The organism is Parageobacillus thermoglucosidasius, from assembly GCF_001295365.1.
In the GTDB taxonomy this organism is placed as follows: Bacteria; Bacillota; Bacilli; order Bacillales; family Anoxybacillaceae; genus Parageobacillus; species Parageobacillus thermoglucosidasius.
Map to the genome: position 1 here is coordinate 2,263,446 of NZ_CP012712.1, position 17,244 is coordinate 2,280,689.

A 17,244-nucleotide genomic window follows, 5' to 3' on the forward strand; every position below is an offset into this window, starting at 1 on the left:
TTTTGTTGCGCAGCAGCATGCAAGCGGGGGAATATTGCAAATCTATGTCAACTTGCTTGAATACTCTTGACGCTTCTTGGACTGTTTTCGCAATTCCATCGGTGCATGTACATTGCCTTTTTTATTAGATATTTGCCGAATAGACAAATGGAGTTAGTTGTTTAAAAATGTCGGATTAGAACGACAATTATTAAAAAATGACAATAATATCACGGACAAAATGATATTTACTTTTCATTGAATGCATGATGTAAGCGTTTTAATATAAAGGTGAATCTTAAGAAAAGGAGGAAGTGCAATATGACTTCTACAGCAGAAAACCAGTCTGGCTTTCGCGTGAAGATTCAGCGTTTTGGTGGCTATTTAAGCGGAATGATTATGCCGAATATAGGGGCATTTATTGCTTGGGGAATTATTACGGCGCTATTTATCCCGAAAGGCTGGCTGCCAAATGAAGCGTTTGCGAAACTTGTCAGTCCGATGATTACGTATTTATTGCCACTGTTAATTGGTTATACGGGCGGCAAAATGGTTTACGATGTTCGCGGCGGCGTTGTCGGTGCCACAGCGACAATGGGGGTCATTGTCGGTTCGGATATTCCGATGTTTCTTGGAGCAATGATTGTAGGACCACTCGGTGGTTACCTCATCAAGAAGTTTGACAAGCTGATGGAAGGAAAAGTAAAACAAGGCTTTGAAATGCTAGTCAATAACTTTTCCGCTGGGATCATCGGCGGACTGTTGACATTAGTTGCCTTCAAAGGAATTGGACCAGTTGTTTCGGCAATTAGCAAAACGTTAGCAGCAGGTGTTGGAAAAATTATTGATTGGCACTTATTGCCATTGGCAAATATTTTTATTGAGCCGGCAAAAGTGTTATTCCTCAATAACGCAATTAACCATGGAATTTTAAGCCCGCTTGGCATTGAACAAGCGGCGAAAACAGGAAAATCGATTTTATTCCTGCTTGAAACAAATCCTGGTCCGGGCCTTGGCATCTTGTTAGCATATTGGCTGTTTGGCAAAGGAACGGCAAAACAATCCGCACCGGGAGCGGCAATCATTCATTTTTTAGGCGGGATTCACGAAATTTACTTCCCATATATTTTAATGAAACCGATTTTAATTTTAGCTGCAATGGCTGGCGGAGTGAGTGGTGTACTCACATTTACCATTTTCCATGCCGGGCTTGTCGCGGTTCCTTCTCCGGGAAGTATTTTTGCCTTATTGGCAATGACGCCAAAAGGAAACTATCTTGGAGTATTGTCAGGGGTATTTGTCGCTGCAGCAGTGTCATTCTTTGTTGCATCGATTTTCTTAAAGTCGGCGAAGAATAATGAAGAAGATATAACAAAAGCAGCTGAAAAGATGCAACAATTAAAAGGCAAAAAGAGCGATGTTGTTACTGTGTTGAAAAAAGAAGAAGAAGCAATCCCAGCGAAGGTCAAAAAGATTGTATTTGCTTGTGATGCAGGAATGGGTTCGAGTGCGATGGGAGCATCTATTTTGCGGAATAAAGTGCAAAAGGCTGGATTAGACATTGAAGTAACAAATACAGCAATTAACCAGCTTCCGCCAGATGCAGATATCGTCGTCACCCATCAAAATTTAACGGATCGCGCCAAAGAAAAGTTGCCAAATGCTTTCCATATATCAGTGGAAAATTTCTTGAACAGCCCGAAATATGACGAGCTCATTGAAATGTTAAAGAATAAAAGGTAAGCGTTTGCTTACCTTTTTTAACATGTATTTTTATTAAAAGATGGCAACAATAAAGGTGACGAAAAAGCAATATCTATTTGTTGTAACAAAAAGGATAAGGGCCTAAAATGTTTATTGAACAAGCTATTTATTATTTAAATCATGTCACCAATGGTTGCGCAAGACGGGGGAGTGAAGGGGCGATGTATATATCCGCGCGAGAGCGAAAAATACTAGATATTCTGTTGTCTAATGACGAAGGAACGACGGTGGGAGAACTTGCCCAGCAACTTGACGTCAGCAACCGTACCATTCACCGGGATTTGAAAGGGCTTGAGCAGATTTTAAATGATTATCATCTGCGGCTTGTCAAAAAAGCGGGGGTCGGCATTCGCGTTATTGGGGAAGCAGAAAAGAAAAAAGAGCTGGCGCTCCATCTATTTCATTTATCCCATAAGGAATATACACCAGAGGAACGCCAAGTGATCATTCTCATTGCTTTGCTGGAAGCAACGGAACCCGTCAAGCTTTTATCACTGGCAAACGACCTCAATGTTACTGTCGCAACCATTAGTCATGATTTAGATAAAATCGATCAAATGATCGAAAAATATGAACTTTCCTTAATCCGAAGAAGAGGATATGGGGTAGAAATTACCGGCTCTGAATCTGCAAAGCGGAGAATGATGAGTGAACTATTATTTCGTCATGTGGATGAGCATGAGTTTCTTTCGTTAATGAAAGAATCCATCCAGAAAAAATCGAGCGATACATTGAATACGGTTACAGAAAAACTTCTCGGGCTAGTTGATAAGAAAAAATTAGCCATCATTGAACAACAAATTGAACAGATCAAGGAAGAGCTTCCTTTTACGTTTGCCGACAGTTCGTATATTGCGCTGGTGGTCCACCTTGCTTTAGCAATAGAGCGGATTAGCCAAGGGGAATCGATTAATTTTGAACAGCGGTATTTAGAAACCATTCAGCCAACAAAAGAGTACAAAACCGCAGAAAAAATTGCGCGGTCGTTAGAACGGGCTTTCCGCATCACGATTCCAAAAGAGGAAATCGGTTATATTACGATGCATTTAATGGGTGCGAAACTTCGCGACCGCCAAGGTTATATGCTGGAGGAAGCAAGTTTTGAAGTAGGTATTAAAGCGCAAGAGCTAATTCGGTTTGTCAGCGCTGAACTGCATGTAGATATCACAAACGATTATACGTTATATGAAGATTTAGTTATCCATTTAAAACCAGCGCTTTATCGCATCCAGCATAACATGGGGATCGCCAATCCGCTTTTAGGAAAAATTATGCAAGATTATCCGGAGCTTTTTGCGGTATTAGAAAAAGGTGCGAAACAAGTTTTTCCGGATGTAAGCGTTCCACAGGAAGAAATTGGTTATTTAGTTCTCCATTTTGCGGCGGCGCTATTAAGGAAAAAGAAAGGATTGCGGGCATTAGTGATCTGCTCAAGCGGGATCGGGACGGCAAAAATATTGGCAACAAGATTAAAAAAAGAAATTCCGGATATTGCACACATGGAACAGATTTCTGTTTTTGAATTGAGAAACAAGGATGCAACGCGATACGATTTGATTGTTTCGACCGTCCCAATCGATGGCTTGGCACAACCATATTTTGTTGTCAGCCCGATGTTGCAGGAAGAAGAGGTAATGTCGATTAAACAGTTTTTAAAAAACAGAAACGCGGTTTCCAGCAAGGAGGACGTAGATGGCACATCCGAAAAATCTTATGATGTGATCAAGAAAATGGCTTCTATCCAAAAAGCGAGCGAAACGATTTTCCGGATTTTAGATGGGTTTATGTTACAACAAGTAAATAGCCGTTCCATGAAAGAAGTTTTAGCGGAAGCGTGCCATCAGCTATGGCAAAAAGGAGTCATTTGCGATTCTGAGAAAGTGCTTGCAGAATTGTTGCGGAGAGAAAAATTAGGAGGATTGGGAATACCGGAAACGCCGTTTGTTTTGTACCATACGCGAAGCCCTGCGGTGCTTTTTCCATCTTTCACCATTTATAGGTTAGCGGAATGCCAAACGGTCAAAGGAATGCACGATCAGCCGGTGGAGGCGAATACTGTTTTGCTGCTGTTGGCGCCTGATTCCGCTAGTCAAGAAATGCTTTCTGTATTAAGCCATATCAGCTCGTTAGTCATTAAGGATGAAGATAGTGTAGCATTGTTCTCCAAAGGGGATCGCGAACAGGTGCATTCGTTTTTGAGTTATCATTTAGAAAAGTTTTTTCATAACTATCTTTAACAACGTAAGGAGTGAATGATATGTCAATGCCAATTTTACAGAAAGAAAATATTGTATTGCGCGCACAAGTGGAAAATAAAACGGAAGCTATTCGTTTAGCGGGACAAATTTTGGTCGATCATGGTTATGTGGAAGATGCTTATATTGACAAAATGTTTGAACGGGAAGCGTTAACATCCACATATATGGGGAATTTTGTCGCTATTCCGCACGGCACTGAGGATGCGAAACAATTTGTTAAACATTCTGGTATTTCAATTGTCCAAATTCCTGATGGGGTGGATTTCGGGGATGGCAATATCGCAAAACTATTGATTGGAATCGCAGGAAAAAATAATGAGCATTTGGAGATTCTTTCGAAAATCGCCATTGTTTGTTCGGAAGAGGAACATGTAGAGACAATGATTAAAGCGGCGACAGAAGAAGAAATTCTGCGCCTTCTCAGCGAGGTGAATTAATGATGTTAGCGGTTCATTTCGGAGCAGGGAATATTGGAAGAGGATTTATCGGAAGTTTGCTTTCTCAGTCGGGCTATGAAGTGGTGTTTGTAGATATTAATGATGAAGTAGTCCGGTTATTAAAAGAAAAACAAGCATATCGTGTGATCGTGGCCGATGAAACTGAACAAGAACAGCCGATCCGCAACGTTTCCGCTCTCAATAGCCAAACGGAACGCGAAAAAGTCATCGATTATATCACAAAAGCTCATCTTGTGACAACGGCGGTTGGACCGCATGTTTTGCCGGCAATTGCCGCAATTCTTGCTGAGGGGCTGCAAAAAAGGTTGACGGTAAATCAAGCACCGCTTCATATTATTGCTTGTGAAAATATGATTGGTGGAAGTGATGTGTTAAAGAGCCATGTCTTTGCCATGATTTCTGAAGCAGATAAACCGTTGTTTGAAAAGTACTACGGTTTTTTGAATTGTGCGGTAGACCGTATCGTTCCGAATCAAAAACACGCCGATCCTCTCACTGTGGTAGTTGAGCCGTTTTTTGAGTGGGTGATCGAGAAACGGAATATCATCGGCAGTATTCCGTCCATTCAAGGAGCTCATTTTGTCGATGATTTACAGCCTTATATTGAGCGTAAGCTTTTTACCGTAAATACAGGGCATGCAATAGCCAGCTATTTAGGATACTACAAAAAAATACAAACGATACAAGAAGCAATGAAGGATGAAGAGATACGCTCAGATGTGGAAAAAGCGCTTCATGAATCTGGCGCGGTGCTGGTAAAGAAATATGGATGGAATGAGAGCGAACATGAATCCTATATTCAAAAAATCATTCAACGCTTTATGAATCCTTCCATTTCCGATGAAGTAGTCCGGGTTGCCCGTTCTCCAATCCGCAAACTTGGGGCGAATGATCGCCTGATCGGACCAGCCGTGCAATATTATGATTTATTTGGACAAATACCGCGCGGTTTGGTCAAAGGAATTGCTGCGTTATTGCTGTTTGATTATGAGAATGACAAGGAAGCCGTCGCCTTACAACAAACTATTCAAAAATCCGGGGTAGAAGAGGCGCTATTCCAATATGCACAATTAGAAAAAGAGCATCCTCTTGTAATTGCTATCAAAAATCAGTTCTCCGGATTAAGCAGGGAAAACGTTAATATGTAGCACGGCAAAACAAAACGTATTGCCAAACGCATCATGAATGCATCAATGCACATAAAAAGGTCCACCACCTTGGAAATCCATACAGCGGCCAAAAAACTTCCAAGGGGTGGACACGATCATGATTTCCAATGGAGCAGCGGATGCTCCAATCATGCTTCGGCAGCACGGCACTTCGCAGCAGTCTTGGCGATTCGCAAGCAAAGCGGGGAATGTCCACCCGATACCGCTTATTAGAGGCGGAAGCCATCGAAAAATAGGAACGATTAATCCAAACGCTCACCAAGCTGTCGTATCGCAAGCTGATCCACTGTCTTCGGTGGATGAGCGGCGGATTTCGGGAGCAGCTTATATTGATCGAAAGGAAAATATGCTTTTTCTCACACTTGGATTTTTCTGCGTCTTTCACCATTTGTAATACCCGCTTCTCGGCATACTTGCCACTCCGCTGAGAAGAGCGGCTCTTGAATCCATGATATTTTTTCTTTTTCCCGTGAAAAAAATCCCCTCTATAGTAAACAGTATCAGCTTTTGCTTTTTTCTGTCTACTATAAGGGGATAATACTAGTTTGCGACAGCCTCTTTTTTTAAAAACTGGTAAAATTCAATAGGCTTCTTTGCCTAGCCGAATCATCCTTTTGCAGTTCCGCAAACAGGGCAATTTTGAAGGGAAAGAGGTAATTCCAAACCACAGCTATTCAGCAATTCTGCATTCGATAAAATTTCCTCTGTACTTCCATCTACAGCTATTTCCCCTTTTTTTATCACAATAATCCTTTCACAGGTTTCAAATACCATGTCCAAATCGTGGCTGGTAATTATCTTTGTATGTTCAAAACTTTTTAACAACTCAATTACTCTCCGTCTTGATTTTGGGTCCAGGCCTGAAGTTGGCTCATCCATTATCAATACATCAGGTTGCATTGACAAAACGGAGGCAATTGCGGCAGACCGCTTTTCTCCGCCTGATAGTTTATAAGGAGCCCGGTCTTTCAAATGAGGTATTCCAACCATCTCCAATGCCTGCATCACCCGTCTCTCCACGTCTTCCTCTTCCAGCTTGTAATTCCGTGGTCCAAAGGCAACGTCATCATAAACAGTAGTCATGAACAATTGATCGTCAGGGTCCTGAAAAACCATTCCCAATCTTTGGCGTATCAACGGTAATGTCTTTTTGGTTACACGAACATCTCCTACCAGCACTTCTCCGCTATCCGGAAAAAGAACTCCCATCAACAGCATCAGCAGCGTAGACTTCCCAGCACCATTTGCTCCAATGATTCCTACAGATTCACCATGATAAATGGAAAAAGACATATTTTTAATTGCTTCATGTCCATCCGGATACGAAAAATGCAGGTTCCTCACTTCAATTTTATGATGGCTCATCTATCGCATCACTCCTGTAAACAATGACCCTAGCAATACAGGTATGTCGTAAATTCTTGCAATCACAAAAAACAGGCTCCATGCGGCAAAATAGGCAAGATCTTTAAAACTTAGTTTTGCAATCTCCCCAGTATGATACTCTCCTGTAAAGCCTCTTAAGCTCATTGCTTGATATACCCGTTCTGCTCTTTCAAAAGTCCTGAGCAATAATTGTCCGGCAAAAGAACCCCAGACGCTCCATTTTATTCCCTTTTGTCCTGGCGCCCTCAGGGAATACGCCCTCATCATCCTGGAAACCTCTTCGATCAGCACCGATATATATCGGTATGTTAAAAGAAGCTGTAGGACAAAAATTTTAGGGATTTTGAGCATCCGCAAAGCTGCGGCCAACCGGTCCATACCTGTGGTTGCAATGAGTAGAATGCTGGCTGTCACTGTTAAACTGCATTTTATAAAAATGGATAAAAAAGTGACCCATCCTTTTGAAATGGCAATTCCACCAAGCAATATTTTAGAATGATCAAACAATGGATTTAATATTCCAATTCCGATAATTAAAGGTTCAATAAACAATATCATTTTTAGAATTGGCGCAACTGGTATCTCTGCCAAAGCAAAAATCAGTATGGGATAAAAAATAAAAGGCAAAAGGCCGCTTATTTCATGTCTTTCAAATGATACAACCACAGTCAAATAAGCGACTGTGGTTAACAGCTTTATTAGCGGATGGATTCTGTGTATAAAAGTCTTTTTTCGCGCCAGGTCATCCAGAAGCCTCATATTGGACAATGAATTTATCATGTTCGACATTTAAATCCATTCCTATTTATATATTTTAATAATTAATAAGGACCCCACCATAAAAATAATCAAGCGGTAGTTTTTATTTTTTTCCGTTTAATCAACATGATGATCCACCCTGTAAATACGGCCAATGCAAGAGTCAATGCTCCGCCTACTATACCCGAAACGCTTGTCCCGGCACTGACAGCGGGCCATGCATTTTCAGCTTGTGCAGCTGTTTTTTCTTTATTTTCATGTCCGCTTGTTTTAAAATCATAATCAGGTAATAATGCTGTTTTGCTTTGAATTTCAGAGAGTGTTTTATGAATGCCGTCAGGAGCTTTCAATTCTGCCGAACCTGTTGTTTTTTCGATAGACCATTCCAGTCCGTCAGGATTGGCGGATGCACACCAAGAAAATAGACCGCCAACCACAACTACGGCGATGGAAAGGCCTGTCAATACTTTCTTCATGGATATATTGCCAAGGGCTTCTCCGTTCGCTGCTTTTTTCAAAATTTCAGGTCTTGTTCTCCATACGAAAGTAATGATTGCTGCGGTGACCAGCCCTTCCACTATCCCGATCGCAAGATGTATCGGTTGCATCAACAATACGAATTTTCCAAAAGGCAATTCGGTTTTTCCTGATAAAAGAGTTTCAAGGACAACGCTAAAAGCACCCAGTTGGAGAGCAACAAGCGCTGAAACCATTGAACCGGCAAAAATCCTTTTGGAAGTAACCCCTTTACGTGTAAACCACTTATATATGAAAGGATATGCTATAAAACACGTATAAAAACCAAGATTAAATACGTTGCAACCGTAAGCAAGCAATCCGCCGTCACCAAAGAACAATGCCTGTATCAACAAAATCGAAGCCATCGTTAAAAATCCCGCATAAGGACCCAATAATATTGCAAGCAGCATTCCGCCTCCGAGGTGCCCGCTTGAACCAGTGCCTGGTATTGAAAAATTAATCATCTGTGCCGCAAAAACAAACGCTCCCATCACTCCCATTAAAGGAATTTTCTTTTCATCCATCTCATTCTGGAGTTTTTTGATGGAATAAGCCGCGACTCCAGCAGTGGTTGCCAGCATGGTTCCGCCAACAGCTGGTGAAATCAGGGCATCAGCCATGTGCATCATGTTTCACCCCTTGTAATAGTATCTTTAGAATCCGCTTCCAAAATAAAAAATAAATTCTTAAATCGAGCGTATCACGGCTTAGCAAAAACGGTCAAGTGAATATTATGTTACTATGTTACAGGACTTTCACTGAGCAGCAACATCCAGCTTTGCTGGACGCGATTTGTCGATTTGTCTTTGTTCGACAATAACAATCGTTTGCCATCCAATCTTTTCTCACTCTGCATTGGATCGCCGGGATCCGAGCTAACCCGCCGGTTTCTGGCTTTGAAACAGAGCGGGATGGTGTTTTACTAGTTAACTCGTGTTGTTCTTCGGCAAGTCATTAAGGCACAGCTAACACCTCGTGTTTTTCCGTATTTTGTATACGCGCCTCTTAATAAAATGAACACGAAGAAACAGTGGAATAAAACAATAGTTGAAGGTGCTAAAGCTAAATTGTATTCCACCAGATAATCCGAGTACCTTAAAAAGAATTAAAATTGCAACAGGAAGGAAAAAGAACCGATGAAAGTGCTGCAACCTGATTGGATGCTGCTTATGAATGGAATGCAATTTTTTAACGGATTCGCGATCATTTTTACGATTATGGCTGTAAAATGGATACATTAAAACAAAGCAATGTGTGGCGGAGTGTTTGATTACATATCCATGCCGATTATGCTTGCCCGTTTTCATGAAATATTGGTAGAATATAATGAATATTGTTTAAAATGCATGAATGGATGAAAGAATTGATTGGACAAGGGGAAAGCGATCGGCAACGTAGCTTTAGCGACACGAAGGGGAGTAGCCAAAAGGAATTTGCCGATTGACATTGGGGAAAAGTGCTGGCAGCAGTGATGAAGCAATATCGAGATGGCATTACCGCGGAAGAAGTAGGAAAACCCATTGGCGCGAGCCGGACGACATCAAGGAGATATTTAGAGTATCTCGTTTCCATTTCTCAAGTGACGGCGGACATTTTGTACGGCTCTGTTGGAAGGCCGGAGAGAATGTACAAGCTAAAACGATAAGGAGGAAGACAGCTTGGATGTTTTTATCCTCATTCTGCTTCATGTCATGTTGCCGGTATTTTTGCTTGTTGGTCTTGGCGCGCTGTTGCATCACATTTTTCGTTTCGATATGAACACATTATCCAAATTAAACGTATATGCGCTATTGCCTGCCGTTGGATTTGTCAATATTTACGAAAGTAACATTGATGCGAATGTATTGGTGAAAGTGCTGGGGTTTTTGCTGGCGCAAAATGGGACGTTAATCGTCATCAGTGCGGTGATGGCAAAACTGCTAAAGCTTGATAGGAGCCTATCTGCTACGTTTCAAAATACGATTGTTCTCAACAATTCCGGCAATTTTGGCATTCCGGTAAGCCAGCTTGTATTTCATCAACAGCCGCTTGGGCTGTCGATTCAAATCATCGTAACGATTTTCCAAAATTTCCTTACTAATACATATGGTCTGTGGAATTTTTTATCTGCGGGTGGAAAGAAAGGAAAAGTGACGGCGGAATTTTGGAAAAACCCAATTATTTATGCGCTTTTGTTTGGATTGCTTTTTCGGGCGCTGCACATTCCGATTCCGCCGTTTATTTGGAATCCTGTGCAAAATGTCGCCAATGCGTTTTTGGCAGTTGCCTTGCTGACGCTGGGAGCGCAAGTGGCCTATATCGATTTCAAGCGGTTCCCGCCGCTATTGTTTCTTAGTGTTTTCGGGCGCCTTCTTCTTGCGCCGGCAGTTGCTGCGATGATTATTTTTGGATTGCATCTTGATGGGGTGATCGCGCAAGCGCTGTTCATCGCAAGCTCGTATCCTTGCTCGAGAAACACGGCGCTTTACGCATGGGAGTATGGCCACCATCCGGATTATGCCGCTCAAGCGGTATTGATGTCGACGCTGTTTAGCTCAGTGACCGTGACGATGATTGTCTATCTCTCGAAAATTTTATTCTAACCATTTTTGTGAATGCAACAAACGGCGCGAACTAGAGAGTTCGCGCCGTTTGTTCTATTGAATTTGTTTAAAAAGTTTAACCGCTTGTTTTGGAACCCAAAATTGTTCTGCGCTGTTAACAACAAGCCCTTCTAATTCATACGTTTTGTTTCCGGCGATCATAATGTTTTTGTTCGCAGGGAACTCAGCCACCGTCTTTCCTTTTTTCACGATCAACTTAGGATTTTGTGCATCTGTGTCATCGATCGTTACGGTCGCTCCTATCGCCGCAAAGTTTTCTTTCGCGTTGACAAATAACCGTTTATTTAAATCGCTTAATTGAAAACCCATCGCTTTTGCCATGATGTGGGCTAAATCCGTATTTTCAAATGTGCCGATTGGCCGGTTCGGGCCATAAGTGTAGAGAAAGACATCTTCCCCCGTATGTCCGCCGGTGGTAAACCCAAGATTCGCGCGCGCGGCCAGCAATTCTGTCAATGTTTTGCGGAGATTATTGGATTCGTTTAATTTTTTCTTCTCATCGGCGGTTAATGAGTCTAATCCGTATAAACGGGCCACTTCTTCTAAATTGGATTTATCCGCTTTTAATTGGCTCATAGCCCCTTCTAGCGTCATTCTTGCTTTTTTCAGCGGATCAACATATGCGGAAACAGGGGTTTCAGGGTACGACTGATCGGTGTTGCGGTTGCCGATCGTAATGCCGCTGTTGCCATGGTCGGATACGGCAATGACGAGCGTGTCGTTGCGTTTTTTCGCAAAGGAAAGCGCTTCTGCCACCGCTTTGTCAAAGGCCAGCACTTCACTGATAATCCCGACAGGATCATTGGCATGGGCTGCCCAATCCGGCTGGCTGCCTTCCACAAATAAGAAAAATCCGTCTTTATCTTTTGAAAGTGTTTCGATCGCTTTTTTTGTCATTTCCGCCAGCGTTGGTTCATTAGGTCTTGTATACGGGCGGTTCATGTCTTGGGCAAGTGCGTCATCGGCAAACACGCCCCAAATTTTATCAGATGTGGAACGGAGCAGATCGTCTCGCGTTTCCACGACATCGTATCCTTTTTTCTTAATGACTTCAAGCATATTTTCGTTATCTTTTCGGTTGTTTGTTCCGCTGCCTGGAAGTAGCGCTTCTTTTCCGCCGCCTAAGACGACTTCGATATCTTGATACACTTGTTGTTCAGCGATATCAGGAAACAAGTTGCGGTGCTTGACATGGGCGGAGAAGCCTGCCGGTGTGGCATGCTGAATAGCCGATGTTGCGATAATTCCCGTTGCTTTTCCCATCAATTCGGCGCCTTCGAGCACATTTGCGACCGGTTTCATCGCGTGTTCCTTCGAAATGGGGGATACGCCCGGAGAATTCACAACACTTGGGAGAATGCCGATATACTTGTCGTTGGATTTAAATCCTGTTGCCATCGCGGTGGCGGCCGGGGCAGAGTCTGTGATTGCTGATTCGGCAGAGTACGTCCGGACAGCGCCGCTTGCCATTTCATCTAAAGCGAGCGGCGCTCCTTTATACCATCTTGCCAATGTCGTCGCTCCCGCGCTTGTTCCATCCATTACCATCATGATGACGTTTTTGATTGGTTTGGATTTTTGCTTTTCCTTTGCTTCTTCGCGTGCCGCGAAAGCAAAAGATCCAGCGGTGAGAGAGCCGATTAATGCAAAACTGATAATTTTTCGGCCAATATTTTTCAATTTTGCATCCTCCTTCATCCGTTAATTAGATTTATTTATATCATGATCATAAAATCGATTTATTAACAACGTTTTGCGGCAAGATAAATATTTTGTGAAATATGTTGATTTTTTGAAAGAATGAATTTTTTAATAAAAATGATTGTTAAACGCTTTCATTTTGTTTTATAATTTTACTAAACCGGTTTATGAAAACGTTTGTAAATACTAAATCGATTTAGTGATGAAAGAGGGATCCCTTTGAAAAAAGTTACGATGGCTGACGTCGCGAAGTTGGCGAATGTTTCGAAAAGCACGGTGTCGCAATATTTAAATAAACGTTATGAATATATGAGCGAGGAAACGAGAAAACGAATTGCCCGGGCGATTGAAGAGTTAGGGTATCAACCGAATATTATCGCCCGCAGCTTAAAACAGAAAACAACGATGACAATCGGAGTGATTGTCTTCAACCTTTTGCACATGCTGACAACGCAAGTGTTGCATGCGATTGAGGAAGCATGCCAAGAGCGCGGTTTCCATGTCATCGTCTCTAATTCCGATGACGACCCGGAGAAAGAAAAGAAATATATTGAAATGCTGCGGGCAAAACAGGTCGATGGTTTGATTATTTTTCCAACAGGAAAAAATGCTGATGTATATCAAAAAATGACCGAAGAACGGTTTCCGCTTGTGTTCGTCGATCGGATGGTTCCGGGGGTCAAAGCGGATGCGGTTCTGCTTGATAATCAAAAGGCGGCTGCTTTGGCGGTCGAATATTTCGCTGAGCGTGGTTACGAACGCATCGGAGTTGTCGCTCCACCTCCTGTTTCCCATATCATTCCGAGGATGGAGCGTATTGAAGGATTTCGGCAAGCGTTGGCGAAAAAGGGGCTTCCAGTCGTTGACGATTATTTTATTACAACGGAGATCCCGCGTATCCAAAAAGAATTGACGAGGTTGTTTGCCTCTGGCCGCTTGCCGGAAGCGTTGTTTGCGATCAATGACTTAACATTGATGGAAGTTTTGTATTTTGTTAAAGGAAATCATATAAAAATTCCGGACGAACTGGCAATCATCAGCATTGACGATGTGCCGTTTGCCCATGTTTATACTCCGACGTTGACGACGATCGCGCAGCCGACATTTGCCATGGGAAAAAAAGCGGCAGAACGGCTGTTTCTGCAAATCGCAAAAAAAAGCGAGCATCAACCGCAAGTTTTTCGCTTTTCGCCTACGTTTATCGAACGAGGGTCGGCAAAAGAAAAAACATCATAGAAAGAGGGAGCAGACATGAAAGCAAAACAGCTAATTGTGATTGGTGTCGATATCGGAACGACGAGCACAAAAGCGGTGGCGTTTGGCGAACAGGGAAGGCCGCTTGCCTCCCACGCGATTGATTATCCAATGATACAACAACATCCAGGCTGGGCGGAGCAAGATCCGGAGGAGATTTTCGCAGCTGTTGTTAAAACTGTAGACGCTGTCATCTCTAAGTTGAATATTGCTGCTAGCCAAGTGAAGGCGATCGGCTTCAGCGCGGCGATGCATTCTTTAATGGCGCTTGATGCATCAGGGCGCCCGCTAACCCGCTGCATCATTTGGGCCGATAACCGCAGCGTCGGACAAGCGGAGCGGCTGTTGGATGAATGGGATGGCATGGGCATTTACAAACGGACTGGGACCCCGATTCATCCGATGTCCCCGCTTCCGAAATTGCTTTGGCTGAAAGAGGAACAGCCTGATTTATTCCGTCAGGCGCATAAATTTGTATCGATGAAAGAATATGTGCTGCATCAATTATATGGCCAATATGTTGTCGACTATTCGATCGCTTCGGCAACGGGACTGTTTCGCTTAGATACGCTTGATTGGGACGCGGACGTTCTTGAACTTCTCGGAATAACAAGAGCGCAGCTATCGAGTTTGGTGCCAACGACGCACATATTGCGGGGGATGAAGAAAGAATGGGCGGAGCAAATGGGCTTAGATCCGGACGTTCCTGTCGTGGTCGGAGCTAGTGACGGGGTGCTCGCCAATGTCGGCGTCGGGGCGGTTTTGCCTGGGGAGGCGGCGGTTACGATTGGAACAAGCGGCGCGGTGCGGACGATTTCCCCCGTACAAAAAACAGATGAAAAAGGGCGGACGTTTTGTTATGCGCTTTCGCCAAATCATTGGGTCGTTGGCGGGCCGACGAACAATGGCGGTATTTTGTTGCGGTGGCTTCGTGACGAATTTGGCAGCCAGGAGCGCGAAGTGGCGAAAAGGCTCGGCATTGATCCGTATGAGTTGCTGACAAAGTACGCTGAAAGAGTTCCGGCAGGTTCAGAAGGATTGCTGTTTCTTCCGTTTTTGTCAGGAGAGCGTGCGCCGTACTGGAACGCGAACGCAAGAGGGACATTTTTCGGCATCAGCCTCCATCATAAGAGGGAACATTTTATTCGAGCGGTGATGGAAGGGGTGTGTATGAGTGTCTTTTCCGTCGCTTTGGCGATTCGCGATGTCACGGGGCCGCTGTCGGAAATCCGCGTATCAGGCGGTTTTGCGAAATCTCCGTTTTGGCGGCAAATGCTTGCCGATATGATGGGAAAAGAGCTGTTAGTGCCGGAAACGCATGAGGCGTCGGCGCTAGGCGCTGCGGCGTTGGCATTGTATGCGCTTGGTGATATTCCATCGCTTGATACGGTGAAAACGTGGATTCATATTTTATCACGCCATGTGCCAAATGAGAAAAACACGCTTATTTATTCCGAATTATTTGATATGTATACACGGTTATATGATCGCTTAAAAGATGAATTTGACGTTATCGCTTCGTTTCAACGGAAGGATGTTCACTAAATCGGTTTAGTTACTGAAATAACAGAGGGGGCAAGGAAAATGGGGATCGCGATTGTTATTGCCGCGATTGTTGTGTTATTGCTGCTCATCACAGTGGCGAAAATGCATCCGTTTGTCGCTTTGATTTTGACATCCGTTGGCGTCGGGCTGGCAATGGGCATGCCGCTGCTCGCACCATCGCCAGAAACGCCGGGAATTATTGATTCGATAAAAGCAGGTCTTGGCAATACACTTGGCTTTTTGGCGATCGTCTTGGCGCTGGGAACAATGCTTGGGAAAATGATGGCAGAGTCCGGAGGCGCTGAACGCATTGCGAAAACATTGATTGACCGTTTCGGCCAAAAACGCGTCCATTGGGCGATGATGGTCGTCGCATTTTTAGTAGGGATTCCTGTATTTTTCCAAGTAGGATTCGTGCTATTAATTCCGCTTGTGTTTACGATTGCAATGGAAACGGGGATTTCGCTTGTGACGATTGGCATTCCGCTTGTTGCCGGATTGTCGGTCGTGCATGGACTTGTTCCGCCGCATCCGGCAGCGATGGCTGCCGTCGGCATTTTTAAAGCCGATGTCGGAACAACGATTCTTTATTCGCTTATTGTCGGGCTGCCGACAGCGATTATCGCCGGCCCGTTGTTTGGAAAATGGATCGGATCGCGCATGCATAAAGAAGTTCCCGGTGAAATCGCCGAGCAGCTCGTGCAACATAAAGAAAAGAAAGACCTTCCTGGCTTTGGCAACACGTTATTTACGATTTTGCTTCCGGTCATTTTAATGCTGATTGCTTCCATTGCCAATGTCGCGCTAGATCAAGCGTCGGAAGCAGCGAAGGTGTTGCGCTTTATCGGAGACCCGGTCATCGCGCTGCTGATCGCGACGATTTATTCGTTCTTCAGCCTTGGCTATGCGCGCGGATTCAATCGCGATAAAGTATTAAAATTTGCCAATGACTGCCTTGGTCCTGTCGCCAATATTTTGCTTGTCATTGGCGCCGGCGGAGCGTTCAATAAGGTGCTGCTTGATTCTGGCATTGGTGAGCAAATCGCCGACTTGGCCAAACATTCACATATGTCTCCGCTGCTGTTAGGTTGGGGAATTGCCGCACTCATTCGGATTGCGACAGGTTCTGCAACAGTATCGATGATGACGGCGGCTGGCATTGTCGCTCCAATTGCCGCCAGCATGCCTGGCACGAACGCTGAATTGCTCGTATTAGCGACAGGAGCAGGCTCACTCATTTTATCGCACGTCAACGACTCCGGCTTCTGGATGATCAAAGAATATTTCGGCATGACCGTCAAAGAGACGTTGATGACATGGACTGCAATGGAGACGATTATTTCCGTCGTCGCCTTTGCGCTGATTGCGTTGCTGGACTTAGTCGTTTAAGATATGAAAAACGTCAGGCGCTTGTTTTGACAAGTCCTGACGTTTTTTGGTGATGATGGTATCTCTGTGCGAATCATCCATGCTGTTTATTTACCTGCGCGTCACCGATACCGCGCGAATTTATAAACCAATCAAACAGATAAAGCATGATTGCGTTCATGGTTAAACATCGCTTAAGTTATATATCCACTTCCTAATCCTTCCGCAGTCTTTCCGCTTTTTCCATAGACGGATCTGCGCTTGCATGCAGAATCCCCGGTGCAATCCATCATACTGGAAAAGAGTTTCTGTTTTTGTTTTATGTAAGGATTTATAACAAAATAATTCGAAATATATTATATTTTTTGATTTTTTACTTGCTTATAGAGAGGGGATATGTATAATATTTGTATATAAATATTACATATTATGTAATATAAAATAACATAAACAGAAAGAAAGGAGGGAAATCCCCTCATAA

Annotated in this window: 14 protein-coding genes; 10 read left to right on the forward strand and 4 right to left on the reverse strand. The window is 43.6% G+C overall.

Features of this window, described 5'->3' with window-relative positions; genetic code table 11:
• Positions 1–300 precede the first annotated feature (300 nt).
• The 5 genes from AOT13_RS11170 to AOT13_RS11190 all read left to right on the forward strand — a co-directional run bounded on the left by AOT13_RS11170 (position 301) and on the right by AOT13_RS11190 (position 6,022).
• A complete protein-coding gene (locus tag AOT13_RS11170) occupies positions 301–1,722 on the forward strand; it encodes a PTS mannitol transporter subunit IIBC (protein ID WP_013877069.1) in 1,422 nt (473 codons plus the stop codon).
• A 182-nt stretch (positions 1,723–1,904) separates the two neighbouring features.
• Complete coding sequence (locus AOT13_RS11175) at positions 1,905–3,980, forward strand: BglG family transcription antiterminator (RefSeq protein WP_041270221.1); 2,076 nt, start codon at positions 1,905–1,907, stop codon at positions 3,978–3,980.
• A 20-nt stretch (positions 3,981–4,000) separates the two neighbouring features.
• Entirely contained in the window at positions 4,001–4,438 is a 438-nt protein-coding gene (locus AOT13_RS11180) for a PTS mannitol transporter subunit IIA (protein ID WP_013401025.1), read from the forward strand.
• Positions 4,439–4,440: 2 nt separating this feature from the next.
• Positions 4,441–5,607: a mannitol-1-phosphate 5-dehydrogenase gene (locus AOT13_RS11185; protein ID WP_003251052.1), complete on the forward strand. Its 1,167-nt coding sequence runs from the start codon at positions 4,441–4,443 to the stop codon at positions 5,605–5,607.
• A 118-nt stretch (positions 5,608–5,725) separates the two neighbouring features.
• Entirely contained in the window at positions 5,726–6,022 is a 297-nt protein-coding gene (locus AOT13_RS11190; RefSeq protein ID WP_042385695.1) for a hypothetical protein, read from the forward strand.
• 212 nt (positions 6,023–6,234) lie between these two features.
• On the opposite strand, the gene AOT13_RS11195 is transcribed toward AOT13_RS11190, so the two are convergent.
• The 3 genes from AOT13_RS11195 to AOT13_RS11205 are packed head-to-tail and all read right to left on the reverse strand — an operon-like array spanning position 6,235 to position 8,918.
• Entirely contained in the window at positions 6,235–6,993 is a 759-nt protein-coding gene (locus AOT13_RS11195) for an energy-coupling factor ABC transporter ATP-binding protein (RefSeq protein WP_003251049.1), read from the reverse strand.
• Positions 6,994–7,803, reverse strand: coding sequence for a cobalt ECF transporter T component CbiQ (gene cbiQ / locus AOT13_RS11200; protein WP_003251047.1), 810 nt, complete (start codon positions 7,801–7,803; stop codon positions 6,994–6,996).
• A 59-nt stretch (positions 7,804–7,862) separates the two neighbouring features.
• Positions 7,863–8,918 (reverse strand): energy-coupling factor ABC transporter permease, encoded by a 1,056-nt coding sequence (locus AOT13_RS11205; RefSeq protein ID WP_003251044.1) that lies wholly within the window; start codon positions 8,916–8,918, stop codon positions 7,863–7,865.
• Between the two features lie 845 nt (positions 8,919–9,763).
• Here AOT13_RS11205 and AOT13_RS21060 point away from each other — a divergent pair.
• Positions 9,764–9,937 carry a hypothetical protein gene (locus AOT13_RS21060; protein WP_269464970.1) on the forward strand — a complete coding sequence of 58 codons (174 nt, stop codon included), beginning with the start codon at positions 9,764–9,766 and terminating at the stop codon, positions 9,935–9,937.
• A gap of 13 nt (positions 9,938–9,950) precedes the next feature.
• A complete protein-coding gene (locus AOT13_RS11210; RefSeq protein WP_003251042.1) occupies positions 9,951–10,874 on the forward strand; it encodes an AEC family transporter in 924 nt (307 codons plus the stop codon).
• A gap of 54 nt (positions 10,875–10,928) precedes the next feature.
• On the opposite strand, the gene AOT13_RS11215 is transcribed toward AOT13_RS11210, so the two are convergent.
• Positions 10,929–12,575 (reverse strand): alkaline phosphatase, encoded by a 1,647-nt coding sequence (locus AOT13_RS11215; protein WP_003251040.1) that lies wholly within the window; start codon positions 12,573–12,575, stop codon positions 10,929–10,931.
• Between the two features lie 240 nt (positions 12,576–12,815).
• Here AOT13_RS11215 and AOT13_RS11220 point away from each other — a divergent pair, with 240 nt between their 5' ends.
• From AOT13_RS11220 to AOT13_RS11230, 3 genes are read left to right on the forward strand one after another with little or no spacing between them, the layout of a single operon-like run.
• Positions 12,816–13,832, forward strand: coding sequence for a LacI family DNA-binding transcriptional regulator (locus AOT13_RS11220; RefSeq protein ID WP_003251038.1), 1,017 nt, complete (start codon positions 12,816–12,818; stop codon positions 13,830–13,832).
• Positions 13,833–13,847: 15 nt separating this feature from the next.
• Positions 13,848–15,395: a gluconokinase gene (gene gntK, locus AOT13_RS11225; protein ID WP_003251035.1), complete on the forward strand. Its 1,548-nt coding sequence runs from the start codon at positions 13,848–13,850 to the stop codon at positions 15,393–15,395.
• A gap of 39 nt (positions 15,396–15,434) precedes the next feature.
• Positions 15,435–16,784, forward strand: coding sequence for a GntP family permease (locus AOT13_RS11230; RefSeq protein WP_003251032.1), 1,350 nt, complete (start codon positions 15,435–15,437; stop codon positions 16,782–16,784).
• Positions 16,785–17,244 lie beyond the last annotated feature (460 nt).

What these genes read in the sequence shown, in the direction of transcription:
- AOT13_RS11195 (WP_003251049.1), bottom strand. Translation starts at nt 6,993, where the DNA reads ATGAGCCATCATAAAATTGAAGTGAGGAACCTGCATTTTTCGTATCCG.
- AOT13_RS11230 (WP_003251032.1), top strand. Translation starts at nt 15,435, where the DNA reads ATGGGGATCGCGATTGTTATTGCCGCGATTGTTGTGTTATTGCTGCTC.
- AOT13_RS11205 (WP_003251044.1), bottom strand. Translation starts at nt 8,918, where the DNA reads ATGCACATGGCTGATGCCCTGATTTCACCAGCTGTTGGCGGAACCATG.
- AOT13_RS11175 (WP_041270221.1), top strand. Translation starts at nt 1,905, where the DNA reads ATGTATATATCCGCGCGAGAGCGAAAAATACTAGATATTCTGTTGTCT.
- AOT13_RS11190 (WP_042385695.1), top strand. Translation starts at nt 5,726, where the DNA reads ATGATTTCCAATGGAGCAGCGGATGCTCCAATCATGCTTCGGCAGCAC.
- AOT13_RS11185 (WP_003251052.1), top strand. Translation starts at nt 4,441, where the DNA reads ATGTTAGCGGTTCATTTCGGAGCAGGGAATATTGGAAGAGGATTTATC.
- gntK (WP_003251035.1), top strand. Translation starts at nt 13,848, where the DNA reads ATGAAAGCAAAACAGCTAATTGTGATTGGTGTCGATATCGGAACGACG.
- cbiQ (WP_003251047.1), bottom strand. Translation starts at nt 7,803, where the DNA reads ATGTCGAACATGATAAATTCATTGTCCAATATGAGGCTTCTGGATGAC.
- AOT13_RS21060 (WP_269464970.1), top strand. Translation starts at nt 9,764, where the DNA reads ATGAAGCAATATCGAGATGGCATTACCGCGGAAGAAGTAGGAAAACCC.
- AOT13_RS11180 (WP_013401025.1), top strand. Translation starts at nt 4,001, where the DNA reads ATGTCAATGCCAATTTTACAGAAAGAAAATATTGTATTGCGCGCACAA.
- AOT13_RS11170 (WP_013877069.1), top strand. Translation starts at nt 301, where the DNA reads ATGACTTCTACAGCAGAAAACCAGTCTGGCTTTCGCGTGAAGATTCAG.